Origin of the sequence: Streptomyces sp. SAI-170 (assembly GCF_049739565.1) — a bacterium.
In the GTDB taxonomy this organism is placed as follows: Bacteria; Actinomycetota; Actinomycetes; order Streptomycetales; family Streptomycetaceae; genus Streptomyces.
Genome location: NZ_JBMGQD010000001.1, coordinates 1984037 through 2010752, shown reverse-complemented (window position 1 = coordinate 2010752; position 26716 = coordinate 1984037). Strand labels below are relative to the sequence as shown.

Below are 26716 nucleotides of genomic sequence, written 5' to 3'. Positions count from 1 at the left end.
CGCGCAGTTCCCCGCGCCCCTGAGTAGCTCACCCTCACGTTCCTTCAGAAGGGGAACCACCTCACCTTCTCGTCGGCCTCCTTCAGTGACGCCACCCTGCGGTCGAACTCCGCCCTCGCCTTCGGGTTCGTCGGTGCGTGCTGGGCCACCCATGCGCAGCTCGCCGTCTCGCGGGCGCCGCGGAGCACACCGCAGCCCTCCCATTCACGCACGTCCCAGCCGTACGCCTCGGTGAAGGACGCGTACGCCTCGGGCGGCAGGCCGTAGCGGTCGTGGGAGAGGGCCATGACGACCAGGTCGTGCTCGCGCAGGTCGGCGGAGAAGGTCTCCAGGTCGACCAGGACCGGACCGTCCGGGCCGACATGGACGTTGCGGGGCAGGGCGTCGCCGTGGATGGGGCCCGGCGGCAGGTGAGGAGTGAGGGCGGAGGCGGCTGCCGCGAAGCCGTCGCGGCGTTCACGCAGATAGGCCGCGTCGGCGGGGTCGATCGCGTCGCCGGCGAGACGCAGCCAGCGCTCCACGCCGCCCAGGAGGTCACGGGCCGGGAGGGAGAAGGGAGGTGAGGGCAGTGCGTGGACGACCCGTAGGAGTTCGGCCAGATCACGGGGCTCGGCGGGGCGTACGGGCTCGGGCATCCGCTGCCAGAGGGTCACCGGATGGCCCTCGACGAGCAGTGCCTCGTCCGAGGCCGCCCGGACGGCGGGCACCTTCTCCTCGGCGAGCCAGAGCGCCACGGCCAGCTCGTGGCGTGCCCTGTCCAGCAGTTCGGCGTCGCGGCCCACCTTGACCACCAGGTCACCGGCGGCGAACACGGCGTTCTCGCCGAGCGCGAGCAGCTGCGCGTCCCCGGCCGACCCGGGCAGAACCCCCGCCCCGGCCAGCACCTCCCGGGCTCGGGTCTCGTCCATGCGTGCGGCCTCCATGTCGCCCTCGGTGCGTGGTCGTCTCCGTCGGCCAGTCTCGCATTCGCAGGTGGGACCGGTGCGCGGGGCCTTGACGGAGCAGGGTGGCGTCACGACCATGACGGGGCCCAGTCCGAGATCGTGGCGAGTCGTCGGAGGAGCCGATCACGTGACCTTGGTGACCGCGACGAAGCGGCCCGCACGGCAATTACGCCTGCCGGCACGGGGAGGGCCCCGGCCCGGCGGGGCCTGGTTCCTCGTCCTGCCCGCGCTGATCCCGATCCTGGTGCTGAGCGTCGGACCGCTGCTGTACGGGATCGTGCTGGCGTTCACCGACGCGCAGTCGGGGCGGACGCAGGCCACGCAGTGGATCGGGGCGCTCAACTTCCGGGATCTGCTGCACGACACGCTGTTCTGGGAGTCGTTCCGGATCGGCCTGGTGTGGGCGGTCGGGGTGACCGTGCCGCAGTTCCTGCTCGCGCTGGGGCTCGCGCTGCTGCTGAACCAGGACTTACGGCTGCGCTGGCTGGCGCGGGCCCTGGCGATCGTGCCGTGGGCCATGCCCGAGGTGGTGGTCGGGGTGATGTGGCGGCTGGTCTACAACCCCGACGCGGGCGTCCTCAACGACACCCTGCGCGGGCTGGGCCTCGGGGACGGCCGGGACTGGCTCAGCGGACCGGCGACCGCGCTGCCCGCGGTGATCGTCGTCGGCGTGTGGGCCGGTATGCCGCAGACGACGGTCGCCCTGCTCGCCGGACTGCAGAACACCCCGAGGGAGCTGCACGAGGCGGCAGCCCTGGACGGCGCGGGCGCCTGGAGACGCTTCCGCACGGTCACCTGGCCCGCGCTCAGACCGGTGGCGCTCGCCATCACCGCCCTCAACCTCATCTGGAACTTCAACTCCTTCGCCCTGGTCTATGTGCTCACCAGCGGCGGACCGGGCGGCCGTACCCGCCTGCCCATGCTGTTCGCGTACGAAGAGGCGTTCCGCTACGGCCAGTTCGGCTACGCGGCGGCGATGGGCTGCGTGATGGTCGCGGCGATCTCGATCCTGCTCGCCCTCTTCCTCGTGGGGCGGCTGCGGGGAGGTGACGACGCATGAGGACGGGCAAGGCGGCCCGCGGCGGTCAGTATCTCGCCCTGCTCGCCTATCTGGCGTTCCTGGCGCTGCCGTTCCTCTGGCTGGTGTCCACCGCGTTCAAACCACCCCGGGAACTGGCCAGTCTGAACCCGACCTGGATCCCGAAGGACCCCACGCTCGCCAACTTCCGGCAGGCCTTCGACGAGCAGCCGCTGCTGCGCGCCGCGGGCAACTCGCTGCTGGCGGCCGGCGCGGCCGCGGTGATCGCCGTACTGGTCGCGACGCCGATGGCGTATGTGCTGGCCCGGCACCGCACCCGGCTGTCACGGGCGGCGAGCGGGTGGGTGGTGGTCAGCCAGGCGTTCCCGTTCGTGCTGGTGATCATCCCGCTGTTCCTGGTGCTGAAGAACCTGCGGCTGATCGACTCGGTGGCGGGGCTGATCGCGGTGTACGTGGTGTGGGCGCTGCCGTTCGCGCTGTGGATGCTGGTCGGCTATGTGCGGGCGGTGCCGGTGCAGCTGGAGGAGGCGGCGGCCGTGGACGGCGCCGGGCGGCTGCGGACGCTGGTGTCGGTGACCGCGCCGCTGCTGGGGCCGGGGATCGTGGCCACGGGGCTGTTCGCGTTCGTCACCGCGTGGAACGAGTTCTTCTTCGCGCTGGTGCTGCTGAAGACCCCCGAGAAGCAGACCCTGCCGGTGGTGCTCACGCACTTCATCGGCGCGGAGGGCGTCGCCGACCTCGGCCCGCTGGCCGCGGCGGCGTTCCTCGCGACCCTGCCCTCGCTGGTCGTCTTCGCGGTCGTCCAGCGCCGGATCACGGGCGGCCTGGTCGCCGGGGCGGTGAAGAGCTGATGCGCACCCGACTGGTCCTGGGCCTGGTGCTGGCCCTGCTGCTCACCGCCTGCGGCAGCGACGACCGCCCCGACGCGGGCCGCGTCACCCTGCGCTTTCAGTCCCTGGCCTGGCAGGAGGAGTCCGTCGCGGCCAACAAGGAGCTGGTCGCGGAGTGGAACGCGGCCCACCCGGACGTGCGCGTCGAGTATGTGCAGGGCAGTTGGGACAGTGTGCACGACCAGCTGCTGACCTCCTTCGAGGGCGGTGAGGCGCCCGACATCATCCACGACGCCTCCGACGACCTGGCCGACTTCGCCTACGGCGGCTATCTCGCCGACCTGACCGACCTGCTGCCGCGGCGGCTGAAGTCCGACGTCCCCGCGCGCAGTTGGGAGACGACGACCTTCGGCGACGGCGTCTACGGCGTCCCCTTCCTCCAGGAACCGCGGGTGCTGATCGCCAACGCCCGCCGGCTCAAGGAGTCCGGCGTGCGGATACCCACGCCCGAACACCCCTGGACCTGGGCGGAGTTCCGCGCCGTCACCCGGCAGCTCAGCGGCGACGGGAAGTTCGGCGTGGCCTGGCCGCTGAAGGAGCCCGTGTCCGCCACGCTCAACCTCTCCCTGTCGGCGGGCGGCAGGCTGTTCCACCGGGGCCCCGACGGCAAGGTCACCATCCGCTTCGAGGCGGGCGACGAGATCGTGCCGAGCACCATCCACCACCAGGTCGGCACCGACCGCAGCGCCTCCGACACCACGCTCGGCAGCGGCGGTTCGGACACCCTGCCGGGCTTCTTCGGCGGCCGGTACGCGATGGTCCCGCTCGGCTTCTCCTACCGCCAGCAGATCGTGCAGCAGGCCCCCAAGGGCTTCGACTGGCAGGTGCTGCCCGCCCCCGCGGGCGCCGGCGGACTCGCGCAGGGCGTCAGCCCGCAGACGCTGTCCATCGCCGAGGACAGCCCGCACAAGAAGGAGGCGGCCGCGTTCCTCGACTTCCTGCTGCGGCCGGAGAACATGGTGCGGCTCGCCCTCGGCGACTGGATGCTGCCGACCGGCGAGCGGGCCCTCGCCGACCCGGCGCTGCGCACCACCCGCCACGACTGGGCGACCGGCACCGCGCTCGCCGCCCATCTGCGCCCGGCGCCCGCACAGTCCGTACGAGGTTATCCGGAGTGGAAGGACAAGGTGGCGACCCCGGCGTTCCAGGAGTACTACAGCGGCGCGATCGGGCTCGACGCCTTGCGGAAACGACTGGAGGAGGACGGGAACCTGGTGCTGGCCCGCTATCAGCGCTGACAGCGCGCCGAAGCTGACGCGCGCGGAAGCCGACAGTGCACGCGGAAGCCGACAGCGCGGGAAAGCCGACAGCGCGCCGAAAAACATTGCACGAGACGTCTCGTCTCGTCTACGCTCGGGTGCATGACGACGCAGCCCGCACATATCGCCATGTTCTCCATCGCCGCCCACGGCCATGTGAACCCCAGCCTCGAGGTGATCCGCGAGCTCGTCGCCCGCGGGCACCGGGTCACGTACGCGATCCCGCCGATCTTCGCGGAGAAGGTCGCGGCGACCGGCGCCGAGGTCAAGCCGTGGAACTCCACCCTGCCCACCCCCGACGACGACCCGTCCGCGTGGGGGACCACGCTGCTGGACAATGTCGAGCCGTTCCTGAACGACGCCGTCCAGGCGCTGCCCCAGCTCATCGAGGCCTACGACGGCGACGAACCCGACCTCGTGATCCACGACATCACCTCCTACCCGGCCAGGGTCCTCGCCCACCGCTGGGGCGTCCCCGCGATCTCCCTGTCCCCGAACCTCGTCGCCTGGAAGGGCTACGAGCAGGAGGTCGCCGAGCCGATGTGGGAGGAGCCGAAGAAGACCGAGCGGGGCCGCGCCTACTACGCCCGCTTCGAGAACTGGCTGAAGGACAACGGCATCGATCTGCACCCCGACCCGTTCATGGGCCGCCCCGACCGCTCCCTGGTGCTGATCCCGAAGGCGCTCCAGCCGCACGCCGACCGGGTCGACGAGACGGTGTACACGTTCGTCGGAGCCTGCCAGGGCGACCGCTCGAACGAGGGGGACTGGCAGCGGCCGGCCGGCGCCGAGAAGGTCGTCCTGGTCTCGCTCGGCTCGTCCTTCACCAAGCAGCCCGCCTTCTACCGCGAGTGCGTCAAGGCCTTCGCCGGCCTGCCCGGCTGGCATGTGGTGCTCCAGATCGGCAGGAGCGTCGACCCGTCGGAGCTGGGGGAGATCCCCGGCAACGTGGAAGTGCACTCCTGGGTCCCGCAGTTGGCGATCCTGAAGCAGGCCGACCTGTTCGTCACCCACGCGGGGGCCGGCGGCGGCCAGGAGGGCCTGGCCACCGCCACGCCGATGATCGCCGTCCCCCAGGCGGTCGACCAGTTCGGCAACGCCGACATGCTCCAGGGCCTCGGCGTCGCCCGGCACCTGCCGACGGAGGAGGCCACCGCCGAAGCCCTGCGCACCACCGCCCTCGCCCTGATCGACGACCCGGAGGTGGCCCGCCGACTGGCGGAGATCCGGGCCGAGATGGCGGACGAGGGCGGCACCCGGCGGGCCGCCGACCTCATCGAGGCCGAGCTGCCCGGGCGCTGAACGGGCCTGCAGAAAAGCAGGCGCTGAAGGGGCCTACAGATAAGCGGGGTCGAGAATCCGCGCCTTGTAGACCACCGGGCCGCTGCCCACCTCCAGGGCGCGGGCGCCCGCCCGGTTGAAGTGGACCCACTTGGTGCCGAAGGCGCTGCCCCCGTCGTCGGCACCGGTCCACATCTCCTCGCCGGAGGCGTGCCGCACGAAGGACTTCACCTTGTGGCGGCCGTAGAGCCTGGTGACCTTCTTGGTGGCCTTGTCGTAGCTGTACACGCCGTTTGTGTCGGTGAACAGCAGGCGGCCGGCGCTGGTGTAGTCGGGCTGGAGGTCGTGGCCCCGGGTCACCTTGACCCTGCGCTCCGGGTCGGCGACCAGCTTGGCGGAACTCGCCGTGGTCACGATGCGGTACGCCTGGAGCACGCTGCCGCCGATGATCCACATGCGTTCCAGCTGCGGGTCCCACAGCAGGCCGTGCGCCTGGTGGAAGTCGAACTGCTGGGCCTTGACCAGGGAGCGGCTGTAGCGGTCGGTGGGCCGGTAGACGTAGATCTTCCCGCCCGTGGTGGCGCCCCCGTCGCCACCCGGTGCGGGGCCCCTGCTGCGTCCCGCGACCACCACGACTCCGGTGCCGCGCGCCCGCTCCACGGAGTGCAGATAGGTGCCGAGCGACGCCGACCACAGCAGCTTGTTGTCGCTGCGGCGGCGGATGCTCGCCACCCCGCTGTCCCGCGAGCCGGTCGCGATCAGCAGGATGCGGCCGTCGCCGGTGGTGTCGCGGATCCGGTGCTCCATCGGGTGCCCGCCGGAGGGCTTGAACGACCACTTCACATGGGACCGGGTGAAGCGTTTGTTCCGGTCGAACTGGTAGATCGTGCCCGAGGTGACGTCCCCGAGCAGTACGTCGAACGGTGCGGGTGCCGCTGCGGCGGTTCCTGCGGTCAGCAGTCCCGCGGCCGGTGCCGCGACCGATCCGGCGAGCGCGCCGCGCAGCAGTGTGCGTCGGTTCATGGTGACGTCCATGGGCCGTCCTCCCCCGAGTTGACGGACGTTCAGCTCTTCGGTCGGCGGGGAGGACGCGCCGAAAGGCCCGCCGGTTCCCGAAGGAGCCGGCGGGCCCTCAGTCGTGCGGGGTTCAGACCCGGACGGGCTCGCCCCCGCTCACCTCCTGCTTCTCGAAGGCCTCGGGAGCCTCGTCGTGCGTGAGGTCGGGCATCCGGTTCAGCCACTTGGGCAGGTACCAGTTGCGCTCACCGAGCAGCGCCATCACCGCAGGCAGCAGCACACCGCGGATGACCGTCGCGTCGATGAGGACCGCGGCCGCCAGGCCCACGCCCATCTGCTTCATCGACTGCATGGACAGCGTGCCGAAGATCGCGAACACGGCGACCATGATGACCGCTGCGCTGGTGACGACACCCGCGGTGGTCACCACGCCGTGCTGGATCGCGTCCTTGGTCGAACGGCCGCGCATCCGGGCCTCGCGGATCCGGGAGACCACGAACACGTGGTAGTCCATCGACAGGCCGAACAGGATCACGAACAGGAACAGCGGCAGCCAGATGACGATCGCGCCGACGCCCTCCGTGCCCACCAGCGAAGCGCCCCAGCCGTGCTGGAAGACGGCGACGAGGATGCCGTAGGCGGCCCCCACCGACAGCAGGTTGAGCACGATCGAGGTGATCGCGATCGTCAGCGAGCGGAAGGACAGCAGCATCAGCAGGAAGGCGAACACCACCACGAAGACGAAGACCGGCACGACCGAGCCGACCAACTGGTCGCTGAAGTCGGCGGAACCGGCGACCTGACCGGTGATCGGCGCCTCGACGCCGTCGACCTTGCCCAGCGTCGCGGGCCGCACCTCGTCGCGCAGCTTGTCCAGGCTCTCGGTCGCCTTGTCCATGTCGGAGCCGCCCACCAGCGGGACGTACACGAAGGCCATGTTCTGCGCGTCGTGCAGCTCGATCTCGACCGGCCCCTGGGAGGCACCCGAACTGATCGCCTGCTCACGGAAGTCGGCGAGCGCGGACTTCACCTCGGGGGCGTTGATGTCGTCGGCCCTGACCACGACCTCGGCCGGGTCGCTGCCGCCGGGGAAGGCCTCGTTGAGGCGGTTGTACGTCTGGACGATGGGCAGCGAGTCGCCGAACTCCTGGTCCAGGGTGAGCTGCTGGGTCTTCATGCCGACCGCGGGCGCGGCGACGGCCAGCAGCGCACCGGTGGCCACCAGCACCGACAGGACCGGCTTGGCCAGGACGCCCTTCAGGACGGCGCCCCAGAAGCGGCTCTCGCTGCTGCCGCTCGTGCGGCGGCGGCGCAGGAACGGCAGGCGGCCCTTCTCCACGCGCTCGCCGAGCAGCGACAGCAGCGCGGGCAGCACGGTGACCGAGCCGACCATCGCGACCGCCACGGCCATCAGCGAGGCCAGACCCATCGCCTCGAACTCGGCGAGGCCGGTGAACAGCATGCCGGCCATCGCCACGCACACGGTGACACCGGAGACCACGATGGCCCGGCCACTGGTGGCGGCGGCGATCTGCAGCGCGGTCTGCGCGTCCCGGCCCGCGGCCCGCTCCTCGCGCTCGCGGCGCAGATAGAACAGGCAGTAGTCGACACCGACCGCCATACCGACCAGCAGCATGACGGAGCTGGCGCTGTCACCCATCGGCACGACATGGCTGGCGATGCCCATCAGGCCCATCGTCGCCATGATCGCGGTCATCGCCAGCACCACCGGCAGCAGCGCGGCCACCAGAGCGCCGAAGGCGATGAGCAGGATGCCGAGGGCCACCGGCACGGCGGAGTACTCGGCCTTCTTGAAGTCGTCGCCGAACGCGTCGTCGAACGTCTTCATCATGCTGGCGCCGCCGATCTCCTCGATCCGCAGCGACTCGTTGTCCCGCTGGACCTTCTCGACGGCGTTCATCACCGGCTCGACGCGCTCACCGGCGGTGTCGGACTCCCCGCGCATGTCGAACTGCACCAGCGCGCTGCGGCCGTCCCGGGAGATCGTCTCCGTGTCGTACGGCGACTTCACGTCGGTGACCCGGCCGGTGGCCTCGACGGCCTTCATCACCGCGTCGACGGCGGCACGGAACTCGGCGTCGGTGGCCTTGACCGAGGCGTCCTTCGACTGGATCAGGACCGTCTCACCGGCCGGCTCGTCGATCCCGGCGTCCTCGACGATCTTCGCGGCGGTGTGCGTCTCGCCCTTGAGCTGGTCGCTGTCCTTGACCATGACCATGCCCGCCGCCGAGCCGAGCCCCATCGCCAGGACGACGAACAGGACCCATATCCCTACGGCTGCCCATCGATGGCGGGCGCTCCAGCCGCCGGCCCGCGCGGCCAGGCCACGCACCCTTCTGTGTCCGTTCGCCATGACGGGCTTTCCCCCTTGTGAGCGGTGACAGCCCCCTGCCGCCACCTTTCGCTTCGAAGGTATGGGCCGGATAAGGACTTCTCGTCCTGCTGCCCGGTGAAGTAGGGCGCCGGTGGATCATCCGCTCGGATACCTGTTCCCTCCCCTTCGAGGAGGAGAGTGCCCCCTACATCTGTTCGAGCTTCTCGGGGAAGGTGATCAGGGTGCAGACATCCGGTTTGTGATTACGAAACCTTGTTGAACAAGTCACAGAAGTGTGTAGGTGTTGATCCACGACCGGCCATCGGCCAGAGTTTCGCGAGGCCGCCGTGCCCGCCCCCACGGGGCACGGCGGCCGCCTTAGGGTGTGTCCATGACGACGTATGCGGCACTGCTGCGCGGGATCAACGTGGGCGGCAGCAGAAAAGTCCCGATGGCGGAACTGCGCACGCTCATGGAGGGCCTCGGGTACGACGGGGTGCGCACCTACCTCCAGAGCGGTCAGGCCGTCTTCGCCGCCGGCCACGGCGACGAGGACTCGCTCGCCGCCGAACTGGCCGGCGCGATCGAGAAGCAGTTCGGGTTCGCCGTCGACGTGCTGGTGCGCGACCACGCCTATCTGACGGCCGTCGCCGACGCCTGCCCCTTCCCGGCCGCCGACCTGGAGCCCAAGCAGCTCCACGTCACCTACTTCTCCGCGCCCGTCACCGAGGACCGCTTCGCCGAACTCGACCGGGACGCCTACCTCCCCGAGGAGTTCCGCCTCGGCGACCGCTGCCTCTACCTCTATGCCCCCGACGGTCTCGGCCGCTCCAAGCTGGCCGGTGACCTCGCCCGCCCCCGCCTGAACAAGGGCCTGATCGGGACCAGCCGCAACTGGAACACCGTACTGAAACTCGTGGAGTTGACCGCCGAAGCGTGACAGGCTCGACCCATGCGCTATGTGATCATCGGAGCGGGAGCGGTCGGCGGCACCATCGGCGGGCGGCTGGCCCAGGCCGGGCACGAGGTCGTCCTCGTCGCACGCGGCGCACACGTCGAGGCCCTGCGCGAGCACGGACTGCGGCTCATGACCCCGGACGGCGACCGCACCCACCGGCTGCCGGCCGTCGACGGCCCCGACGCGCTCGGCGAACTGCGCCCCGACGACGTGCTGGTGCTCGCCGTCAAGACGCAGGACAGCGCCGCCGCGCTCGCCGCGTGGGCGCCGCGCCCGGTCGCGGGCGGCGGCACCGCCGCCGAGCGGCTGCCGCTGCTGTGCGCCCAGAACGGCGTCGAGAGCCAGCGCCTCGCCCTGCGCCTGTTCCGCCGCGTCTACGGCGTCTGCGTCTGGCTGCCCTGCACCTACGTCGAGCCCGGTGTCGTCTCCGCCGGGGGCGCGCCCCTCACCGGCATCCTCCACCTGGGCCGCTTCCCGCACGGCACCGACGACACCGCACGGCGGATCGCCGCCGACCTGGAGCGCTCGCACTTCGAGGCGCCCGTGGTGCCCGATGTGACGCGCTGGCAGTACGCCAAGCTCCTCGGCAACCTCGGCAACGCCCTGGAGGCCGTCACCGGGCCCATCGCGAGTGACGAGGCCGTGGCGCTGTACGACAGGGTGCGCGCCGAGGCCGTGGCCGTGCTGGACGCCGCGGGGATCGCCTGCGCGAGCGCCGAGGAACAGCGGGCCGTACGCGGGGACAAGGTCACCCTCGTCCCGCTGGAGGGCGCCCCGCGCGGCGGTGGCTCCTCCTGGCAGTCCCTCGCCCGCGGCACCGGCACCATCGAGGCCGACTACCTCAACGGCGAGATCGCGCTCCTGGGCCGCCTGCACGGTGTGCCGACCCCGCTCAACGAGCTGCTCCAGCACCTGGCCGACACCTTCGCACGCGAGCGGCGGCAGCCGGGCTCGCTGGCGGTGGCCGAACTGGTCCGGCTCGCGGACAAGGCCGAGGCCGAAGTGGACCAGGGAAAGTGAGCCGGATTGGACCGTGATCCTGGACCAATGGGCCCCTAGGGTCGACACCATGAGCAACGGACCCACCCGTGTCGACTTCTGGTTCGACCCCGCCTGCCCCTTCGCCTGGATCACCTCCCGCTGGCTCCTGGAGGTCGAGCGCGAGCGCCCGCTCGACCTGAGGTTCCACGCGATGAGCCTCTACCTGCACAACGCCGGCAACGAACTGCCCGACTGGTACCGCGAGTTGGTCGACAAGTCGATCGGCCCGGTGCGGGTCGCCGTAGCGGCGGCCGAGCGGCACGGCGAGAAGGTGCTGCGCGATCTGTACACCGCGTTCGGCACCCGCATCCACGAGCGCAAGATCAAGGACTTCGACGCCGTCGTCGCCGAGGGACTCGCCGAACTCGGCCTCGACGCCGACCTGGCGGCCGCCGCGCACGACCCGGCGTACGACGACGCGGTGCGCCGCAGCCATGAGGCGGGCGTGGAACCGGAGACCGGCGGCTATGTCGGCACGCCCACCCTGCACGTCGACGGCACGGTGTGGTTCGGCCCCGTACTGCGGGCCGTCCCGCGCGGCGAGCGGGCCGCGCGGCTCTTCGACAGCTTCCGGGTGCTGGCGAACGAGCCCGACTTCTTCGAGCTGAAGCGCACCCGCACGGGCGGGCTGTCCTTCGACTGAGGAGCCCGGAGCCCTACGCGGGCTCGCCCCGCCAGGTGTCCTTCGACGCCCAGCGCACCGCCGGGGCCACCGCCAGGCCCGCGACGGCGAACAGCACGCCCAGCACCGCCCAACCGGCGGTGCCGTGCTGGATCGCCGTCACCGTGACCAGGGCCGGGCCGGCCATCATCCCGGCGGACATGCCGGCCCCGAACACGCCCTGGTAGACGCCGTGGGCGCGGGAGTCGGCCAGTTCGTAGCCCAGGGTCCAGCCGCCCGCCGCCATCAGCACCTCGGAGAACACCTGCACCACCGCGCCCACCGTCAGCGCCAGCACCGCCCACACCGGCGACAGCCCGGCCGACAGCGCGTACACCGCACAGGCCACCGCCAGCAGCAGGCCCGCCCAGCCCATCGCCCGTACGGCGGAAGGCACTTGGGAGGCCGTGCGGGCCACCCGCACCTGGAGCAGCGCCACCAGCACACAGTTGACGATCATCAGCAGGGCCGCCGTCCAGCGGGGCGCGTCCGTCCGCTCCACGATCCACAGCGGAAGCCCGACCTCGGACAGCGTGTACTGCATGACCAGCACGGCGTTGAGCACCGTCACCGACAGGTACGGCAGATCGCGCACCGCACGCCAGCGGTCGGCGACGGGCGCGTCCTCGGTCAGCCGCTCCCGCTCCAGGGCGTGCGGGGCCAGCGGCAGCCCGCGCAACAGCACGGCAGGCGCCGCGAACGACAGACAGTTCAGCAGAATGACCGTCACATACGCGGCCCGCGTGTCCACTTGGAGCGCCACCGCGCCGAGGGCACCACCCACACCCATGCCCACGTTGGTGATCATCCGCAGATAGGCGCGTGCCTCCACCCGCGTCGCCGCGGGCAGCACGTCCGCGTACACCGCGCCCAGCACCGAGCGGCTCGCCATCTGCAACGCCGTCGCCACGATCACGGCCGCCAGGAACGCCGCGTACGAGTTCACCAGCGTGTACATGGCCGTGGCCACCCCGGTCCCGCCCCACAGCAGCGAGCCGACCTGCCGCGCACCCCACCGGTCGGCGGCCCGGCCCGCGGGGATGCCCGCCGCCACCCCGAACAGCCCGGCGACGGTCAGGCCCACGCCGACCGAGGTGGCGTCCAGACCGACGATCCTGGTGAAGTACAGGACGCCCAGCGGGAAGTAGAGGCCGTTGCCGAGGGAGTTGAAGGCCGTCAGCACGGTGGCGCGGCGCAGGGCGGGGTCCGTGGGGAGCAGGCCGCCCGCGCGGGTGACCTGCTCCGATGTGGGTGTCGTGGTCATGCTGACAGCCAACCCGGCCGCGCTCGTCCACCGGCATTGATTTAGCGTGGCACTCAATGATCGAGTTCCGCTTCGCCGTCGGCGACCTCGCCACCACCTCCTTCGCGTACTCCCCGCTCCAGGAGGCGGTGTTCTCGCTGCGCTGTCTGCGCGACCCGGCGCGCTATCCGCACCACCGGCCCTGGCTGCGGCGCATCCGCCCACGGCTGGACGGACTCGACCGGGAACTGCTGAGCGCGCTGGTCGCGCCGTGGCTGTGGGTGCCGGACTTTCTGTCGCCGCGGCCGGAGCGCGCCCGGCCGTCCTTCGCCGAGCAGCTGGAGCAGGTGCGGGCCACACCGGAGGCGATCGTCGTCGCCGACTTCCGCGCCACCTACCGCACCCAGGCGCTGCCGCCCGTCGTCGCCCGCGGCCTCGCCGAGCCGTCCCGGTTCCTCGTCCGGGTCACGGACGCGCTCGACGCGTACTGGCACGCCTGTCTGGTCGCCGACTGGTGGCCCCGGGTGCAGAGCATCCTGGAGGCCGACCTCGCGTACCGGGGGCGGGTGCTCGCCGAGCAGGGCGCGGGCGCGCTGTTCCCCGCGCTGGACCACCGGCTCAGCTGGACCGGCAGCCATCTGCGGCTGTCCACGCGGGACTTCAACGTCCCCGCGCCCTGGACCGATGTGGCCATCGACGGGCGGGGGATGGTGCTGCTGCCGACGATGTTCGCGCGGGGGGCTCAGCCGTTGATCGACCCGTCGCGGCCGCCGGTGCTCATGTATCCCGCTCGGGGGCGGGCGACTCTGTCGGAGGAGCCGCCCCCGGTCACGGATGATGCGCTGGTTCGGCTGCTCGGTCGGCCTCGTGCCCGGCTGCTCATGCTGTTGAGTGAACCGGCGTCCACGACGGAGCTGGCGCATCGGTTGGGGGTTACACCGTCGGCGGTGAGTCAGCATCTGACGGTGCTCTACGACGCGGGGTTGCTCAACCGGACCCGCAGCGGGCGGATCGTGCGGTATGCGCGTACGCGGCTGGGGGACGAGTTGTGTCGTTAGGCGGTGCGCCTGAGGAGGTGCCGCCTTGTGTCGTCTTGCGGCCGCTGCGTCGTTGTGGCCGTTCGCGCAGTTCCCCGCGCCCCCAAAAGAGCCACCTCGTCGTAGCGCTCGATCAAGAGCTCAGCTACCTCTGGTGCTTCTCCGAGCACCTCTGCCAGTACGTCCGCTTCCTGAGCGCCCCTCGCTATGCGGTCCGGGAGGAAGCCCGGGGCCAGGACGTACGGGGCTACGGCCACCTTCTCGCAGCCCAGGGCGCGCAGTTCGCGGACTGCGTCCTCCGTGCGGGGAAGGGATGCGGAGGCGAACGCGGGTCGCACGGCGCACCAACCGGTGTGCCGCCACTCCCGCGCGATTGCTGCGATCACCGCGATCGCCTCCGGGTCGGTGGAGCCCGCCGAGGCCAGGACGACCCCGGTGCGGGACTTGTCGGCGGGGCTCAGGCCCGCCTCGTACAGCCGGCGTTCCAGGGCGGACAGCAGCAGCGGCGACGGGCCGAGCACGTCCGCCTGGTGGATGCGCAGTCCGCGCGGGGCGTCCCGCAGGACGGCCGGGATGTCGGCCTTCGCGTGAAAGGCGCGGGTCAGCAGCAGAGGGAGGGCGACCACGTCGCGGACGCCCTCCGCCGCCAGGGACTCCAGCACGCCCTGCACCGAGGGGATGTTGAAGTCCAGGAAGCCGGTCTCCACGCGCAGCCCCGGCCGCAGCGACCGTACGCGCTCCACGAGGGCGTGCACGGTCGCGGCGTGCCGCGGGTCGCGGCTGCCGTGGGCGATGACGAGGAGCACCGGATCCATGACGGACTCAGCCCTTCACCAGCAGGCCGCGACTGCGCAGTACCGCCCGCTCCAGCGGGCTGAAGATGAGCAGGTCGATCGCGATGCCGACGATGAGGATCAGCAGGATCGCCAGGAACACCATCGGCATGGAGCTGGCGTTGCGGCCGTTCTCCAGCAGCTGGCCGAGGCCCACCCCGAGGTCCGGCGAGGAGGCGATGATCTCCGCGGCCATCAGCGAGCGCCAGGAGAACGCCCAGCCCTGCTTCAGACCCGCCAGATAGCCGGGCAGGGCGGCGGGCATGACGACGTACCGGGCGCCCTTGAGGCCGGTCGCGCCCATGGTGCGGCCGGCCCGCAGGAACAGCGGCGGCACCTGGTCGATGCCGGACACCAGGCCGTTGGCGATGGAGGGGACCGCGCCGAGCAGGATCACCGCGTACATCATCGAGTTGTTCAGGCCCAGCCACAGCACCGCGGGCGGCACCCACGCCACCGACGGCAGCGACTGCAGCCCGGACAGGATCGGGCCGATCGCGGCGCGCACGAACTTCACCCGGGCCACCAGCATGCCGAGCGGCGTGCCGATCGCGAGCGCCAGCAGGAAGCCGAGCAGACCGCGCGAGACGCTGGTCCAGATGTAGTCGAGCAGGGTGCCCTGGAGCCAGGCGTTCTCGACCTCCGCCCACACCTCGCCGGGCGAGGGCAGCTTGGTCGGGTCGTCGACGATGTTCAGCGAGATCAGCGCCTGCCAGATCACCAGCACCAGCGCGACCGCCACCATCGGCGGAAAGATCTTGTCGAGGAAGGTGCGGCGGAAGGGCGTACGGCCCGACGCCTGGGACTCCAGGGCGTCGAGGCCGGCCTCCAGGCCGCCCAGCGCGGCGCCGGGCCGGGCGTCGTCCTTGACGGAGGCGTCCGTCGTCTCAGTGCTTGCCATGACGGCGGATCTCCCCACGCAGTACTTCGGTGATCTCCAGGGACAGTTCGGCCACCGGGGCGTCCTCGATGCGCCGCGGCTGCGGGATGTCCACCCGCCACTCACGGGCGATCCGGCCCGGCCGCGAGGACAGCAGCACGACGCGCTCGGCCAGCCGGACCGCCTCGCGCACGTTGTGCGTCACGAACAGCACGGACAGGCCGGTCTCGGCCCAGATCCGGGTCAGTTCGTCGTGCAGCACGTCCCGGGTGATGGCGTCGAGCGCGGCGAACGGCTCGTCCATCAGCAGCAGCCGGCTGTCCTGCGCGAGCGCGCGGGCCAGCGCGACCCGCTGGCGCATACCGCCGGACAGCTCGTGCACCCGCTTGCCGTACGCCCCGGTGAGGCGCACGAGCTCGAGCAGCTCCTCGGCCCGGTCGCGCCGCTCGTTCTTGGGAACTCCCCTGAGCTTCAGGGCGAGTTCGATGTTCTTGCCCGCGGTCAGCCACGGGAACAGGGCGTGCTCCTGGAACATCAGAGCCGGACGCCCGTCGGTGGTGATCTGCCCGGCGGACGGGGCGTCGAGCCCCGCCACCAGGTTCAGCAGCGTGGACTTGCCGCAGCCCGAGGCCCCCAGGAGGGTGACGAACTCGCCCGGGGCGACATCGAGGCTGATGTCGTCCAGGACGAGCTGCTGCCCGGCGGGTCCGGCGAAGGACTTCGACACGTGCTCGATTCGTGCGGCGTGCTCGACCGACTCGGCGGTCTCGGCCTGTGCGATCGCGGTGGCCATGGTCGTCACCTCCTGGGAACTGTTCGGTCTACGGGGTTACTTGGCGCCGAGCCCGGCGTCGTCGACGGAGCTCTCGCCCGCGGCGGCGAGCACCTTGTTCAGCAGCGTCAGGTCGTAGATGCCGTCCAGCTGCGGGTCGTCCAGCAGACCGGCCTTCACGGCGTGCTGCGCCTCGGTGTTGAGGGTCGCCGCCAGCGGGTCGTTGGTGAACTGGATGGACTTCCACGCCGGGTCCAGGACCTCGGGCTTGAGCTCCTTGCCGGAGTCGATGCCCAGCTGGGTGTTGGCCGCCTTCTTGGCCGCGTCCGGGTTGGCGTTGATCCACTTGTTGGTGTCGACCGATGCCTTCAGCACCGCCTCGACGGCCTTCGGGTGCTCCTTCAGGAACTTCTGCGACACGATGATGTTCGTGATCACGAACTTCTTGTCCGGCCACAGGTCCGCCTCGTCCAGCAGCACCTTCGCGCCCTCGGCGACCAGCTTGGACGCGGTCGGCTCCGGCACCCAGGCACCGTCGATGGAGCCCGACTTGTAGGCGTCCGGGGTGACCTTGTTGTCCGTGCGGACCACGGACACATCGCCCTTGCCGCTCTGCGGGTCGACCTTCCAGCCCTGCTCCGCGATCCAGTTGAGCAGCGCCACGTCCTGGGTGTTGCCCAGCTGCGGGGTCGCGATCCGCTTGCCCTCGACGTCCTTCACCGACTTGATCTTGTCCGGGTTCACCACGAGCTTCACACCGCCGGACGCACTGCCGCCGATGATCCGCAGGTTGGTGCCCTTGGACTTGGTGTAGCCGTTGATCGCCGGGGACGGGCCGATCCAGCCGATGTCGATCGAGCCGGAGTTCAGCGCCTCGATCTCGGACGGGCCGGCGTTGAAGACCTGGTACTTGGCCTCCGTGGCGCCCAGCGCCTTCTGGAAGAAGCCCTTCTGCACGCCGACCAGCGCGGTCCCATGGGTCAGGTTGCCGAAGTAGCCGATCTTGACGGAGTCGAGGCCGTCGATCTTCTCGGCGCCGGCGGCGACCTTCTGCTGGGCCGGGGTCTCCTTGGCGTCGGAGCCGTAGCCGCAGGCGGCGAGGGAGAACAGGGGGAGCGCGGCGACCACCGCGAAGGTACGACGGAGAGCGGAGTTGGCAGGCACGGGAGGTGTTCCTCTCGTTGGCCCGGCGGTCACGGTTTGTTCAGGCCGTGGCCGGGAGATCGGCAGGTCTTCGTCTGGCGTGGGGGGTGCGGGCGCGCAAGCGGTGCGCGTACGTCAGCGCACACATCGCGCCACCCCGCCCTGCCCGCTGCCGACGGCGCCGCTGCCGATGCGGCCGCCCTCCTTGGCGAACGTCGAGTAGTAGTCGGTGGAGTTCATGCTCAGAAGTCCCACCCGTCGTCCTCGGCGCGGTCCTTGACCGGCTCCGGAGCGGCGAACGACTCGCCGACCATGCCCGCGGTGAGCGTGGTGCCGTCGGCCGGGTCGATCAGGATGAACGAACCGGTGCGGCGCGAGTCGGCGTAGGAGTCGACGGGCAGCGGCTCCGCGGTGCGGATCTTCACGCGGCCGATGTCGTTGGCGACGAGCTGCCCGGGGTGCGGGTGCAGGGACAGGTCGTCGAGGGTGAGCCGGGACGGGATGTCCTTGACGATCGCCTTGACCGTGCGGGTGCCGTGCTTGATCAGCACCCGATGCCCGACGGTCAGCGGCTGGTCGGCCACATGGCAGACGGTCGCCTCGACGTCCTGCGTGGTCGGGGGCGCGTCCTTGCTGGGCACGATCAGGTCGCCGCGCGAGATGTCGATGTCGTCCTCCAGCAGGACGGTCACCGACTGCGTGGTCCAGGCGACGTCGACCGGCTTGCCCAGCAGGTCGATGGCGGAGATCTTCGTGGCCCGGCCGGACGGCAGCACGGTCACGCTCTCGCCGACGCGGAAGGAACCGGCGGCGATCTGGCCCGCGTAACCCCGGTAGTCGGGGTGCTCGGCGGTCTGCGGCCGGATCACGTACTGCACGGGCAGCCGGGCGTGGCAGTGGCTCAGGTCGTGGGTGACCGGGACCGTCTCCAGGTGCTCCAGCACCGTCGGGCCGCCGTACCAGTCCATGTGGGCGGAGGGCTCCACCACGTTGTCGCCCTCGAGGGCCGAGATCGGGATCGCGGTGACCTCGGGGACGCCCAGCTCGGTGGCGTACGCCGTGAACTCCTCGGCGATCGCCGCGAACACGGCCTCCTGGTAGCCCACCAGGTCCATCTTGTTGACGGCGAGCACGACGTGCGGCACCCGCAGCAGCGCGGCCAGGGCGGCGTGCCGACGGGTCTGCTCGACGACGCCGTTGCGGGCGTCGATCAGGATCACCGTCAGCTCGGCCGTGGAGGCGCCGGTGACCATGTTCCGCGTGTACTGCACATGCCCGGGGGTGTCGGCCAGGATGAACCGGCGCCGCGGGGTGGCGAAGTAGCGGTAGGCCACGTCGATGGTGATGCCCTGCTCCCGCTCGGCCCGCAGGCCGTCGGTGAGCAGCGCCAGGTCGGGGGCCTCCTGGCCGCGGCTCGCGGAGACGCGCTCCACGGCCTCCAGCTGGTCGGCGAGGACCGACTTGGAGTCGTGCAGCAGCCGGCCCACCAGGGTGGACTTGCCGTCGTCGACGGAGCCCGCGGTGGCGAAACGCAGAAGGGTCGTCTCGGAGAGTTCCGTGGTCGTGCTCATGCTTAGAAGTACCCCTCGCGCTTGCGGTCTTCCATCGCGGCCTCGGAGAGCTTGTCGTCGGCGCGGGTCGCGCCGCGCTCGGTGAGCCGGGAGGCGGCGATCTCGGTGATCACCTTCTCGATCGTGTCGGCGTCGGAGTCGACGGCGCCCGTGCAGGACATGTCGCCGACGGTCCGGTAGCGGACGAGCCGCTGCTCGACGGTCTCGCCGTCCTTCGGGCCGCCCCACTCGCCGGCCGTCAGCCACATGCCGCCGCGCAGGAACACGTCCCGGTGGTGGGCGAAGTAGATCTCCGGCAGCTCGATGCCCTCGCGGGCGATGTACTGCCACACGTCCAGCTCGGTCCAGTTGGACAGCGGGAAGACGCGGACGTGCTCGCCGGGGGCGTGCCGGCCGTTGTACAGGTTCCACAGCTCGGGCCGCTGGCGGCGCGGGTCCCACTGCGAGAACTCGTCCCGCAGCGAGAACACCCGCTCCTTGGCCCGCGCCTTCTCCTCGTCACGGCGGCCGCCGCCGAAGACCGCGTCGAACTTCTCCGCCTGGATCTTCTCCGTCAGCGGCAGCGTCTGCAGCGGGTTGCGCGTGCCGTCCGGGCGCTCCTTGAGGACGCCGCGGTCGATGTAGTCCTGCACCGAGGCCACGTGGAGGCGCAGGCTGTGCTTCTCCACGGTGCGGTCGCGGTACTCGATGACCTCGGGGAAGTTGTGCCCGGTGTCCACGTGCAGCAGCGAGAACGGCACCGGCGCCGGCGTGAACGCCTTCAGCGCCAGGTGCAGCATGACGATCGAGTCCTTGCCGCCGGAGAACAGGATCACCGGCTTCTCGAACTCGCCCGCCACCTCGCGGAAGATGTGGACGGCCTCGGACTCCAGCGCGTCCAGGTGGGAGAGCGCGTACGGGGTGTCGGTGTCCTCGTGGACGGAGGAGGCGACGGTCGTCATGCCAGGCCCCTTTCGGTGAGCAGCGCGTGGACCGACGCCGCGGACTCCTGCACGGTCTGGTTCTGGGACTCGATCCGCAGATCGGGCGACTCGGGCTCCTCGTAGGGGTCGTCGACCCCCGTGAGCCCGGTCAGCTCGCCCGCGGCCTGCTTGGCGTACAGACCCTTCACATCGCGGACCGAGCACACCTCCACCGGGGTCGCCACGTGCACCTCGACGTACGCCGTGGAGTTCGCCTCGTGCCGCTTGCGCACGGCGTCGCGGCTGTCGGTGTACGGCGCGATGACCGGGACGAGCACCAGCACGCCGTTACGGGCGAGCAGTTCGGCGACGAAACCGATGCGCTGCACATTGGTGTGCCGGTCCTCGCGGCTGAAGCCGAGGCCCGCCGAGATGAACTCGCGGATCTCGTCGCCGTCGAGCACCTCGACGCGATGGCCCTCCTCGCGCAGCCGGCCGGCCAGCTCGTACGCGATGGTGGTCTTGCCGGCGCTCGGCAGACCCGTGAGCCAGACGGTGGCTCCGGTCGTCACGTGGTTCTCCTCGGTGATGGTCATGCGTGCAGCCCGCACTCGGTCTTGCCGCGGCCCGCCCAGCGGCCGGCGCGTGCGTCCTCGCCCTCAAGCACCCGGCGGGTGCAGGGGGCGCAGCCGATGGAGGTGTAGCCGTCCATCAGCAGCGGGTTGGTCAGGACGCCGTGCTCGGTGACATAGGCGTCCACGTCGTCCTGGGTCCAGCGGGCGATCGGCGAGATCTTGACCTTCTGGCGCTTGTCGTCCCAGCCGACGACCGGGGTGTTCGCCCGGGTCGGGGACTCGTCGCGGCGCAGCCCGGTCGCCCAGGCCTGGTAGTCCGTCAGGCCCTGCTCCAGCGGCTGCACCTTGCGCAGCTTGCAGCACAGGTCGGGGTCGCGCTCGTACAGCCGGGGGCCGTACTCGGCGTCCTGCTCGGCGACCGTCTGGCGCGGGGTGAGGGTGATGACGTTGACGTCCATCACGGCCTCGACCGCGTCACGGGTGCCGATGGTCTCCTCGAAGTGGTAGCCGGTGTCCAGGAACACGACGTCCACGCCGGGCATGGCCCGCGAGGCGAGGTGGGCGACCACCGCGTCCTCCATCGAGGACGTCACGCAGAACCGCTTGCCGAAGGTGTCCACCGCCCACTGGAGGATCTCCAGCGCGGAGGCGTCCTCCAGGTCGCGGCCCGCCTGCTCGGCGAGCGCCTTCAGTTCGTCGGCCGTACGCACTTCCTGAGCCGTCGTCATATCCGGTCCCCTCCAGATGAGTTGGGCTGAAGTCCCTGGGCGAGGAGCCCGAGGAACTTCAACTGGAATGCGCGGTTGCATGCCGCGCATTCCCAGGCGCCGTGGCTGCCTTCGGCGTTCGGCCGAAGATCCTCGTCGCCGCAGTAGGGGCAGTAGAAGGGGGCGGCGCGCTCGCTCACGACAGGGCCTCCTCGGAGGCGCGCCCGACCCAGGTGGCGAACCGCTCGCCGTCCTCGCGCTCGGCCTGGAACCGCTTGAGCACCCGCTCGATGTAGTCGGGCAGTTCCTCGGAGGTGACCTTCAGGCCACGGACCTTGCGGCCGAAACCGGCCTCCAGGCCCAGGGCGCCGCCCAGGTGCACCTGGTAGCCCTCGACCTGCTCGCCCTGGTCGTTCAGGACCAGCTGGCCCTTGAGACCGATGTCCGCGACCTGGATACGGGCGCAGGCGTTCGGGCAGCCGTTGAGGTTGATGGTGATCGGCTCGTCGAAGTCCGGGATGCGGCGCTCCAGCTCGTCGATCAGCGAGGCGCCGCGCGCCTTGGTCTCGACGATGGCGAGCTTGCAGTACTCGATGCCGGTGCAGGCCATGGTGCCGCGCCGGAAGGAAGAGGGCCGGGCGGTCAGGTCGAGCGCCTCCAGGGCCTCGACCAGCGGCTCGACCTGGGCCTCCTCGACGTCGAGGACGATCATCTTCTGCTCGACGGTGGTCCGGACCCGGCCCGAGCCATGGGCCTCGGCCACGTCGGCGATCTTCGTGAGCGTGGCACCGTCGACGCGGCCGACGCGCGGGGCGAAACCGACGTAGAAACGGCCGTCCTTCTGCCGGTGCACGCCGATGTGGTCGCGCCAGCGCTCCGTGGGCTCGGCGGGCGCGGGACCGTCGACCAGAGCGCGCTCGAGGTACTCGTTCTCCAGCACCTCGCGGAACTTCTCCGGGCCCCAGTCCGCGACGAGGAACTTCAGGCGGGCGCGGTTGCGCAGGCGGCGGTAGCCGTAGTCACGGAAGATGCCGATCACACCGGCCCAGACGTCCGGGACCTCCTCCAGCGGCACCCAGGCGCCGAGCCGGACGCCGATCTTCGGGTTGGTGGACAGGCCGCCGCCGACCCACAGGTCGAAGCCGGGGCCGTGCTCGGGGTGCTCGACGCCGACGAACGCGACGTCGTTGATCTCGTGGACCACGTCGAGCAGCGGGGAGCCGGAGATCGCCGTCTTGAACTTGCGGGGCAGGTTGGAGAACTCCTTGCTGCCGATGTAGCGGTCGTGGATCTCGTCGATCGCCCAGGTGCCGTCGACGATCTCGTCCTCGGCGATACCGGCGACCGGCGAGCCGATGACGACACGCGGGCAGTCGCCGCAGGCCTCGGTCGTGGACAGCCCGACCGCCTCCAGGCGGTTCCAGATCTCCGGGACGTCCTCGATGCGGATCCAGTGCAGCTGGATGTTCTGCCGGTCGGTGATGTCCGCGCTGCCGCGCGCGAACTCCTGCGAGATCTCGCCGATCACCCGCAGCTGCTGGGTGGTGAGCCGGCCGCCGTCCACGCGGACGCGCAGCATGAAGAACTTGTCGTCCAGCTCCTCCGGCTCCAGGATCGCGGTCTTGCCGCCGTCGATCCCGGGCTTGCGCTGCGTGTACAGGCCCCACCAGCGCATCCGGCCGCGCAGGTCGTTGGGGTCGATCGAGTCGAAGCCGCGCTTGGAGTAGATCGTCTCAATGCGTGTCCGCACATTGAGACCGTCGTCGTCCTTCTTGAACTGCTCGTTGCCGTTGAGCGGGGTGAAGTGTCCCGCGGCCCACTGACCCTCGCCACGGTGACGGCTCACCTTGCGGCGGGGAGTCGCGGCGGCAGGGTTCTGCGGGTTGGCGGCCATGGTTGTTACGTCCTTCGGGACCGGGGAATGCGGCTCTGACCTGCGCGTATGAGCGCATGCGGGCATACCTGCGCATCGTCGCGCAAGGGAGACTGGGGGGAACTGGATGCGGCGGTGCCGGCGGTGTCAGCTCGCCGGACAGATGGCGCTGGACATGCGGCCGAGGTCGACGTGCCGCCGACTCACCAAGGCAATTCCAGTTCCAGACATGACGGAAGCGTGTCACGGCGATCTGGACACAGTCCAGCTTCGTCCGACATGTGGACACCCTTGTCCCGGAATGTGGGACAAGGGTGTCGTCGGTCACAACATCGGCGCAGGGGCTTGTCGGCGCAGGTCAGGCAGGGTATGCGCCGGGCCAGGGGCCCGGGGTCGGGCGGACCTGTTCCTCCTCGACCTTGGTGTCGAACAGCTTGAAGCCCCGGCGCTGGTAGTTGTCCATCGCGAACTCGCCGTCCTTGCTGCACGTGTGCAGCCACACCCGCTTGGTCGGCGTCCGGTCCGGCCAGCGGTCGGCGAGGTCCCAGGCGCGGGCGGTGCCGTACGACAGCAGATGGCCACCGAGGCGCCGGCCGCGGAAGGCCGGGATCAGCCCGAAGTACTCGATCTCCACGACCCCGTCGTCCTGCGGGCTCAGCTCCACGTACCCGGCGGGCGTGCCCCGCTCGTAGGCCACCCAGGTCTCCACCCCAGGGCGCTCCAGGTGCTCCTGCCACTGCGCGTACGTCCAGGCGAGCCGGTCGGTCCACAGGATGTCCCCGCCGACGGACGCGTACAGGAAGCGGCTGAACTCGGGGGAGGGCACCTCGGCGCGCACGATCCGCACGTCGCCCTCCGGCGCGGCGGCCGGGAGGAGGTCGGTGGGCGCGGTCTGCTCCAGGGACCAGGTGGTCACGGCGATGTTGGTCATGCCCGCCAGGGAATCATCTGGTCCCGATATCTGTCGATCGCGTCCGGAGTGCGGTCGTCGGCCCAGCGGTCGCTCACTACGGCTGTACGGTGCTCAGCCCAGCGCCCCGTCGATCGCGTCCAGCTCCACCGCGAACAGCATGCGCCCCGACTGGGTCCAGACCTCGCCGGTCGCGGCGGAGTAGGACAGGGAGGGTGTCGAGCGGCTCCAGCAGCGGGAGGAGTCGTCGCTGCCGCAGCGGACGACCTGGGCGCCGTCGGTGTCCTGGCGCCACAGTGCGCCCGGCCCGTCGCCGTCGCCGCCGCTGAGATACCAGCGCGAGCCGTACGACAGGACGCCCCGCACCCCGGACGCCTTCGTGCGGAACGCCTCCGTGGGGGTCGCCCGCCCCGCGGCGTCCGTGGCGAGCAGACCGGGTCGCAGGGGGTCCGTACTGAAGGAGTAGCGCCACAGTCGCGTGCCGCCCTCGCCCCGGCCGGACGTCCGCTCGGTGGCGACCAGGCTGTCGGGCGCGGTGCCGCGGTCCAGGGCCAGGGTGCCGAGGCGGGGGCTGTCGGCGCCGAGACGGTAGGCGCCGACCGCGGGCAGGACGTAACGCTGCCCGTGCGCCCTGGTGCTCGCACCGGCGCGCAGCACCCGCCGGACGTCATAGACGTAGAGGCCGTCGTCGGCGGTGACCAGCAGCTTGTCCTGGTACCAGACCATCCCGGACAGGTCCGACTCCAGCGACCGGTAGCCGTGCCCGCCGTCGGCCGGGACGACCAGCAGGGCCGAGGTGACAGCGGGCCGGCCATGGGCACCGGCGTCGACGAAGGCGACCCGGGCGAGACCGTGCGCTCCGGCATCCGCCGTACGACCCGAGGCCGCACCGCCAGAGACCTCACCGCCGGACCAGCCGGACACGATCACCCGGTGGGCACCCCAGCGGCCGTCGTCGTCCGCGTCGGCCGACGTGGTCACGGCGCCCGCCCGCCAGCCCCGGGTGCCGGCCGCGCCCCAGCAGTGGGCGCGGGTCACGGCCGGGGCGACGGGGAGCGCGGCGCGGTCGGCGGGGGAGCAGGCGGCGGCCGGGCGCAGCGTGTCGTCGGGGTCGGCGAGGAGGCTGCCGAGGGTGACGGGACCGCCCAGGGATGCCGTGAGCCGGTCCAGGGCGCGGACCGGGACGGCGTCCTCGGTCAGCGCCGGGCCCGCGACGGAGAGGGGCTGCAGGGGACCCGGGTCCTCGTCGACCGTGGCCTGGGAGGCGCTGATCATGGTCGCGGCGGCGGTCAGCGCGAGCGCGGTTCCGGTCAGGAACGCGCGCAGCGCCCTGCCCCGCCTGCGCCTGCGGTGTCTGCCGCGCTGCTTCATGACTTCCCTCTCCCGGCTCGCCCGGGCCGCGTCAACTGCGCCTGCTGATCCGTACGTTGATCAAGGAGCTGTTGGGACGGCCCGTAGGGATGCTACGGCAGCCGGGTGCGCCGAGGGACGCGGTCCGGGTAAATCGGGGCCGAGTGGTCAGCTCACCGCCTTGTGGCGGGCCTGCCGGATCGCCGGGGCGCTGGAGTGGGGGAGCAGGTCGCTCGGGTCGTCCGGCAGCAGGACCCGGACGTCCACCTCGTCGCAGAAGCGATACGGGCGGTGTTCCAGGAAGCCCTCCAGATAGCGCCGCACCCGGGACATCTCCGCCCGCACCGTCACCGTGCGCCCCGCGTCGCCGAACAGGTCCTCGGCCAGCCCCGCGGCACTGCGCCCGGCCGGACGGCGGGCCAGCAGATACAGCAACTCCGCGTGCCGCGGGCTCAGTTCACGGCACCACTCGCCCGCCCCTGCGGACACCGTCACCGTCCAGCGGCGCGGCTGCGTCACATCGAGCACGATCCGGGTCTGCGTGCGAGGCTGCGGCCGGTCCGCCGCGGCCCGTACCAGCCAGCCCCCGGCCAGCGGCTCCAGTGAGCACAGCCCCAGCCCCGGCAGCCACCGCTGCCCCGCCGACAGCGTCTTGGGCAGCGCGGTCCGGCTCGTGTACGGCATCCCCGTGACGGCCGCGGTCCAGCCGTCCCGGTCCATCACCAGCGCCCGCCCGCCGATCCGGGCCAGCACCGGCGCCGCCACCGCCCGCAGCCGCTCCAGCGAGGTCAGATGCGCCTCCCGCAGGCGCGCCTCGGCGAGCTTGGCCACCGAGTCCACCCAGGCGAGCGTGGCCGGATGCATCGTCTCCAGCGGCCCGCTGACGTCCACCACGCCGATCAGCCGGCCGTCGCGCGGGTCCGTGATGGGCGCGCCCGCGCACGTCCAGGACGCGTGGCTGCGGACGAAGTGCTCGGAGGCGAACACCTGGACGGGGCGCCGCACCACCGCGGGCGTACCCACCCCGTTGGTGCCGACCACGTCCTCCCGCCAGTCCGCGCCGAGTTCGAAACCGAGGCCGTCCGCCTTGCGCAGCACGGACGTACTGCCCTCCCGCCACAGCACCCGGCCGTCCGCGTCGGCCACGACCATGATGTGCCGGGCGGTGTCCGCGACCGACAGCAGGCCCTCGCGCAGCACCGGCAGCACATGGCGCAGCGGCGACTCCTCCCGCCGTCTGCGCACCTCCTCCGGCGACAGCAGCCCGGACCGGAAGTCGTGGTCGGGATCGACCCCGCTGCGCAGCATGCGCCCCCACGAGTCCTCGATGACCGGCCGGGGCGCGAGCGGCCCCCGCTGCCCGGAGAGCGTCGCCTCGCGCACCTCGCTGAGCATCCGTGCCGCGCGCGCCGTGTCCACGGCGGCCAGTTGCGTCACGTTCATCGGCGGGTTCGCCACGGGATCCTCCCGGGAAGAGCTTGCGGCGACCGGACAC

The 26716-nt window shown here is 71.3% G+C and carries 25 protein-coding genes and 1 pseudogene; 8 read left to right on the top strand and 18 right to left on the bottom strand.

Features of this window, described 5'->3' with window-relative positions; all coding sequences use genetic code 11:
- Positions 1-44 precede the first annotated feature (44 nt).
- A complete protein-coding gene (locus RKD23_RS09155) occupies positions 45-908 on the bottom strand; it encodes a phosphotransferase enzyme family protein (protein WP_424853228.1) in 864 nt (287 codons plus the stop codon).
- A 163-nt stretch (positions 909-1071) separates the two neighbouring features.
- Here RKD23_RS09155 and RKD23_RS09150 point away from each other — a divergent pair, with 163 nt between their 5' ends.
- From RKD23_RS09150 to mgt, 4 genes and pseudogenes are all read left to right on the top strand, one after another.
- A complete protein-coding gene (locus tag RKD23_RS09150) occupies positions 1072-2004 on the top strand; it encodes a carbohydrate ABC transporter permease (protein ID WP_424853227.1) in 933 nt (310 codons plus the stop codon).
- On the top strand, positions 2001-2834 hold the full coding sequence (locus RKD23_RS09145) for a carbohydrate ABC transporter permease (RefSeq protein WP_424853226.1): 834 nt from the start codon (positions 2001-2003) through the stop codon (positions 2832-2834). Before RKD23_RS09150 ends, RKD23_RS09145 begins: the two co-directional genes overlap by 4 nt.
- On the top strand, positions 2834-4111 hold the full coding sequence (locus RKD23_RS09140) for an ABC transporter substrate-binding protein (RefSeq protein WP_424853225.1): 1278 nt from the start codon (positions 2834-2836) through the stop codon (positions 4109-4111). The genes RKD23_RS09145 and RKD23_RS09140 overlap by 1 nt, the downstream gene beginning before the upstream one ends.
- Positions 4112-4146: 35 nt before the next feature.
- Positions 4147-5434 (top strand): annotated as a pseudogene (gene mgt / locus RKD23_RS09135) (macrolide-inactivating glycosyltransferase).
- Positions 5435-5467: 33 nt separating this feature from the next.
- On the opposite strand, the gene RKD23_RS09130 reads toward mgt, so the two are convergent.
- Both RKD23_RS09130 and RKD23_RS09125 read right to left on the bottom strand, forming a co-directional pair.
- The gene (locus RKD23_RS09130; RefSeq protein ID WP_424853224.1) at positions 5468-6436 is read right to left on the bottom strand and encodes a hypothetical protein; all 969 of its coding nucleotides are present in this window, start codon (positions 6434-6436) and stop codon (positions 5468-5470) included.
- 124 nt (positions 6437-6560) lie between these two features.
- A complete protein-coding gene (locus tag RKD23_RS09125; protein ID WP_424853223.1) occupies positions 6561-8804 on the bottom strand; it encodes an MMPL family transporter in 2244 nt (747 codons plus the stop codon).
- Positions 8805-9156: 352 nt separating this feature from the next.
- Between RKD23_RS09125 and RKD23_RS09120 the strand changes: the two genes are divergently transcribed.
- The 3 genes from RKD23_RS09120 to RKD23_RS09110 are packed head-to-tail and all read left to right on the top strand — an operon-like array spanning position 9157 to position 11407.
- Positions 9157-9705, top strand: a complete 549-nt coding sequence (locus RKD23_RS09120) for a DUF1697 domain-containing protein (protein ID WP_424853222.1) — start codon at positions 9157-9159, stop codon at positions 9703-9705.
- Between the two features lie 12 nt (positions 9706-9717).
- A complete protein-coding gene (locus tag RKD23_RS09115) occupies positions 9718-10743 on the top strand; it encodes a ketopantoate reductase family protein (protein ID WP_424853221.1) in 1026 nt (341 codons plus the stop codon).
- Between the two features lie 49 nt (positions 10744-10792).
- Positions 10793-11407 carry a DsbA family protein gene (locus RKD23_RS09110; RefSeq protein WP_424853220.1) on the top strand — a complete coding sequence of 205 codons (615 nt, stop codon included), beginning with the start codon at positions 10793-10795 and terminating at the stop codon, positions 11405-11407.
- Between the two features lie 13 nt (positions 11408-11420).
- Here the strand turns inward: RKD23_RS09110 and RKD23_RS09105 are convergent, their stop codons facing one another.
- Positions 11421-12689, bottom strand: coding sequence for an MFS transporter (locus RKD23_RS09105; protein WP_424853219.1), 1269 nt, complete (start codon positions 12687-12689; stop codon positions 11421-11423).
- Between the two features lie 56 nt (positions 12690-12745).
- On the opposite strand from RKD23_RS09105, the gene RKD23_RS09100 reads away from it, so the two are divergent.
- The gene (locus RKD23_RS09100; RefSeq protein ID WP_424853218.1) at positions 12746-13726 is read left to right on the top strand and encodes an ArsR family transcriptional regulator; all 981 of its coding nucleotides are present in this window, start codon (positions 12746-12748) and stop codon (positions 13724-13726) included.
- On the opposite strand, the gene RKD23_RS09095 is transcribed toward RKD23_RS09100, so the two are convergent.
- The 14 genes from RKD23_RS09095 to RKD23_RS09030 form a co-directional block, all read right to left on the bottom strand.
- Positions 13723-14520: a sirohydrochlorin chelatase gene (locus RKD23_RS09095; protein WP_424853217.1), complete on the bottom strand. Its 798-nt coding sequence runs from the start codon at positions 14518-14520 to the stop codon at positions 13723-13725. The genes RKD23_RS09100 and RKD23_RS09095 overlap by 4 nt on opposite strands.
- A gap of 7 nt (positions 14521-14527) precedes the next feature.
- A complete protein-coding gene (locus RKD23_RS09090) occupies positions 14528-15439 on the bottom strand; it encodes an ABC transporter permease (RefSeq protein ID WP_424853216.1) in 912 nt (303 codons plus the stop codon).
- Positions 15426-16211, bottom strand: coding sequence for an ABC transporter ATP-binding protein (locus RKD23_RS09085; RefSeq protein ID WP_424853215.1), 786 nt, complete (start codon positions 16209-16211; stop codon positions 15426-15428). The genes RKD23_RS09090 and RKD23_RS09085 overlap by 14 nt, the downstream gene beginning before the upstream one ends.
- A gap of 36 nt (positions 16212-16247) precedes the next feature.
- A complete protein-coding gene (locus tag RKD23_RS09080; protein ID WP_424853214.1) occupies positions 16248-17354 on the bottom strand; it encodes an aliphatic sulfonate ABC transporter substrate-binding protein in 1107 nt (368 codons plus the stop codon).
- A 221-nt stretch (positions 17355-17575) separates the two neighbouring features.
- Positions 17576-18904: a sulfate adenylyltransferase subunit 1 gene (locus RKD23_RS09075; protein WP_404032903.1), complete on the bottom strand. Its 1329-nt coding sequence runs from the start codon at positions 18902-18904 to the stop codon at positions 17576-17578.
- Between the two features lie 2 nt (positions 18905-18906).
- The gene (gene cysD / locus RKD23_RS09070) at positions 18907-19845 is read right to left on the bottom strand and encodes a sulfate adenylyltransferase subunit CysD (RefSeq protein ID WP_424853213.1); all 939 of its coding nucleotides are present in this window, start codon (positions 19843-19845) and stop codon (positions 18907-18909) included.
- Complete coding sequence (gene cysC, locus RKD23_RS09065) at positions 19842-20402, bottom strand: adenylyl-sulfate kinase (protein ID WP_424853212.1); 561 nt, start codon at positions 20400-20402, stop codon at positions 19842-19844. The genes cysD and cysC overlap by 4 nt, the downstream gene beginning before the upstream one ends.
- Entirely contained in the window at positions 20399-21109 is a 711-nt protein-coding gene (locus RKD23_RS09060) for a phosphoadenylyl-sulfate reductase (RefSeq protein WP_424853211.1), read from the bottom strand. Before RKD23_RS09060 ends, cysC begins: the two co-directional genes overlap by 4 nt.
- Positions 21106-21288, bottom strand: coding sequence for a hypothetical protein (locus tag RKD23_RS09055; RefSeq protein WP_404032896.1), 183 nt, complete (start codon positions 21286-21288; stop codon positions 21106-21108). Before RKD23_RS09055 ends, RKD23_RS09060 begins: the two co-directional genes overlap by 4 nt.
- Complete coding sequence (locus RKD23_RS09050) at positions 21285-22982, bottom strand: nitrite/sulfite reductase (protein ID WP_424853210.1); 1698 nt, start codon at positions 22980-22982, stop codon at positions 21285-21287. The genes RKD23_RS09055 and RKD23_RS09050 overlap by 4 nt, the downstream gene beginning before the upstream one ends.
- Before the next feature lie 126 nt (positions 22983-23108).
- The gene (locus RKD23_RS09045) at positions 23109-23192 is read right to left on the bottom strand and encodes a putative leader peptide (RefSeq protein WP_309486338.1); all 84 of its coding nucleotides are present in this window, start codon (positions 23190-23192) and stop codon (positions 23109-23111) included.
- Between the two features lie 127 nt (positions 23193-23319).
- Positions 23320-23892 carry a GNAT family N-acetyltransferase gene (locus RKD23_RS09040; protein WP_424853209.1) on the bottom strand — a complete coding sequence of 191 codons (573 nt, stop codon included), beginning with the start codon at positions 23890-23892 and terminating at the stop codon, positions 23320-23322.
- A gap of 93 nt (positions 23893-23985) precedes the next feature.
- The gene (locus RKD23_RS09035) at positions 23986-25242 is read right to left on the bottom strand and encodes a hypothetical protein (protein ID WP_424853208.1); all 1257 of its coding nucleotides are present in this window, start codon (positions 25240-25242) and stop codon (positions 23986-23988) included.
- A gap of 147 nt (positions 25243-25389) precedes the next feature.
- On the bottom strand, positions 25390-26664 hold the full coding sequence (locus RKD23_RS09030; RefSeq protein ID WP_424858201.1) for a GAF domain-containing protein: 1275 nt from the start codon (positions 26662-26664) through the stop codon (positions 25390-25392).
- Positions 26665-26716 lie beyond the last annotated feature (52 nt).

Bases quoted from the DNA above. Each gene is read 5' to 3' on its own strand.
- RKD23_RS09155 (WP_424853228.1), bottom strand. From the start codon at position 908: ATGGACGAGACCCGAGCCCGGGAGGTGCTGGCCGGGGCGGGGGTTCTG.
- RKD23_RS09145 (WP_424853226.1), top strand. From the start codon at position 2,001: ATGAGGACGGGCAAGGCGGCCCGCGGCGGTCAGTATCTCGCCCTGCTC.
- RKD23_RS09140 (WP_424853225.1), top strand. From the start codon at position 2,834: ATGCGCACCCGACTGGTCCTGGGCCTGGTGCTGGCCCTGCTGCTCACC.
- RKD23_RS09130 (WP_424853224.1), bottom strand. From the start codon at position 6,436: ATGAACCGACGCACACTGCTGCGCGGCGCGCTCGCCGGATCGGTCGCG.
- RKD23_RS09125 (WP_424853223.1), bottom strand. From the start codon at position 8,804: ATGGCGAACGGACACAGAAGGGTGCGTGGCCTGGCCGCGCGGGCCGGC.
- RKD23_RS09120 (WP_424853222.1), top strand. From the start codon at position 9,157: ATGACGACGTATGCGGCACTGCTGCGCGGGATCAACGTGGGCGGCAGC.
- RKD23_RS09115 (WP_424853221.1), top strand. From the start codon at position 9,718: ATGCGCTATGTGATCATCGGAGCGGGAGCGGTCGGCGGCACCATCGGC.
- RKD23_RS09110 (WP_424853220.1), top strand. From the start codon at position 10,793: ATGAGCAACGGACCCACCCGTGTCGACTTCTGGTTCGACCCCGCCTGC.
- RKD23_RS09105 (WP_424853219.1), bottom strand. From the start codon at position 12,689: ATGACCACGACACCCACATCGGAGCAGGTCACCCGCGCGGGCGGCCTG.
- RKD23_RS09100 (WP_424853218.1), top strand. From the start codon at position 12,746: ATGATCGAGTTCCGCTTCGCCGTCGGCGACCTCGCCACCACCTCCTTC.
- RKD23_RS09095 (WP_424853217.1), bottom strand. From the start codon at position 14,520: ATGGATCCGGTGCTCCTCGTCATCGCCCACGGCAGCCGCGACCCGCGG.
- RKD23_RS09090 (WP_424853216.1), bottom strand. From the start codon at position 15,439: ATGGCAAGCACTGAGACGACGGACGCCTCCGTCAAGGACGACGCCCGG.
- RKD23_RS09085 (WP_424853215.1), bottom strand. From the start codon at position 16,211: ATGGCCACCGCGATCGCACAGGCCGAGACCGCCGAGTCGGTCGAGCAC.
- RKD23_RS09075 (WP_404032903.1), bottom strand. From the start codon at position 18,904: ATGAGCACGACCACGGAACTCTCCGAGACGACCCTTCTGCGTTTCGCC.
- cysD (WP_424853213.1), bottom strand. From the start codon at position 19,845: ATGACGACCGTCGCCTCCTCCGTCCACGAGGACACCGACACCCCGTAC.
- cysC (WP_424853212.1), bottom strand. From the start codon at position 20,402: ATGACCATCACCGAGGAGAACCACGTGACGACCGGAGCCACCGTCTGG.
- RKD23_RS09060 (WP_424853211.1), bottom strand. From the start codon at position 21,109: ATGACGACGGCTCAGGAAGTGCGTACGGCCGACGAACTGAAGGCGCTC.
- RKD23_RS09050 (WP_424853210.1), bottom strand. From the start codon at position 22,982: ATGGCCGCCAACCCGCAGAACCCTGCCGCCGCGACTCCCCGCCGCAAG.
- RKD23_RS09045 (WP_309486338.1), bottom strand. From the start codon at position 23,192: ATGTCTGGAACTGGAATTGCCTTGGTGAGTCGGCGGCACGTCGACCTC.
- RKD23_RS09040 (WP_424853209.1), bottom strand. From the start codon at position 23,892: ATGACCAACATCGCCGTGACCACCTGGTCCCTGGAGCAGACCGCGCCC.
- RKD23_RS09035 (WP_424853208.1), bottom strand. From the start codon at position 25,242: ATGAAGCAGCGCGGCAGACACCGCAGGCGCAGGCGGGGCAGGGCGCTG.
- RKD23_RS09030 (WP_424858201.1), bottom strand. From the start codon at position 26,664: ATGAACGTGACGCAACTGGCCGCCGTGGACACGGCGCGCGCGGCACGG.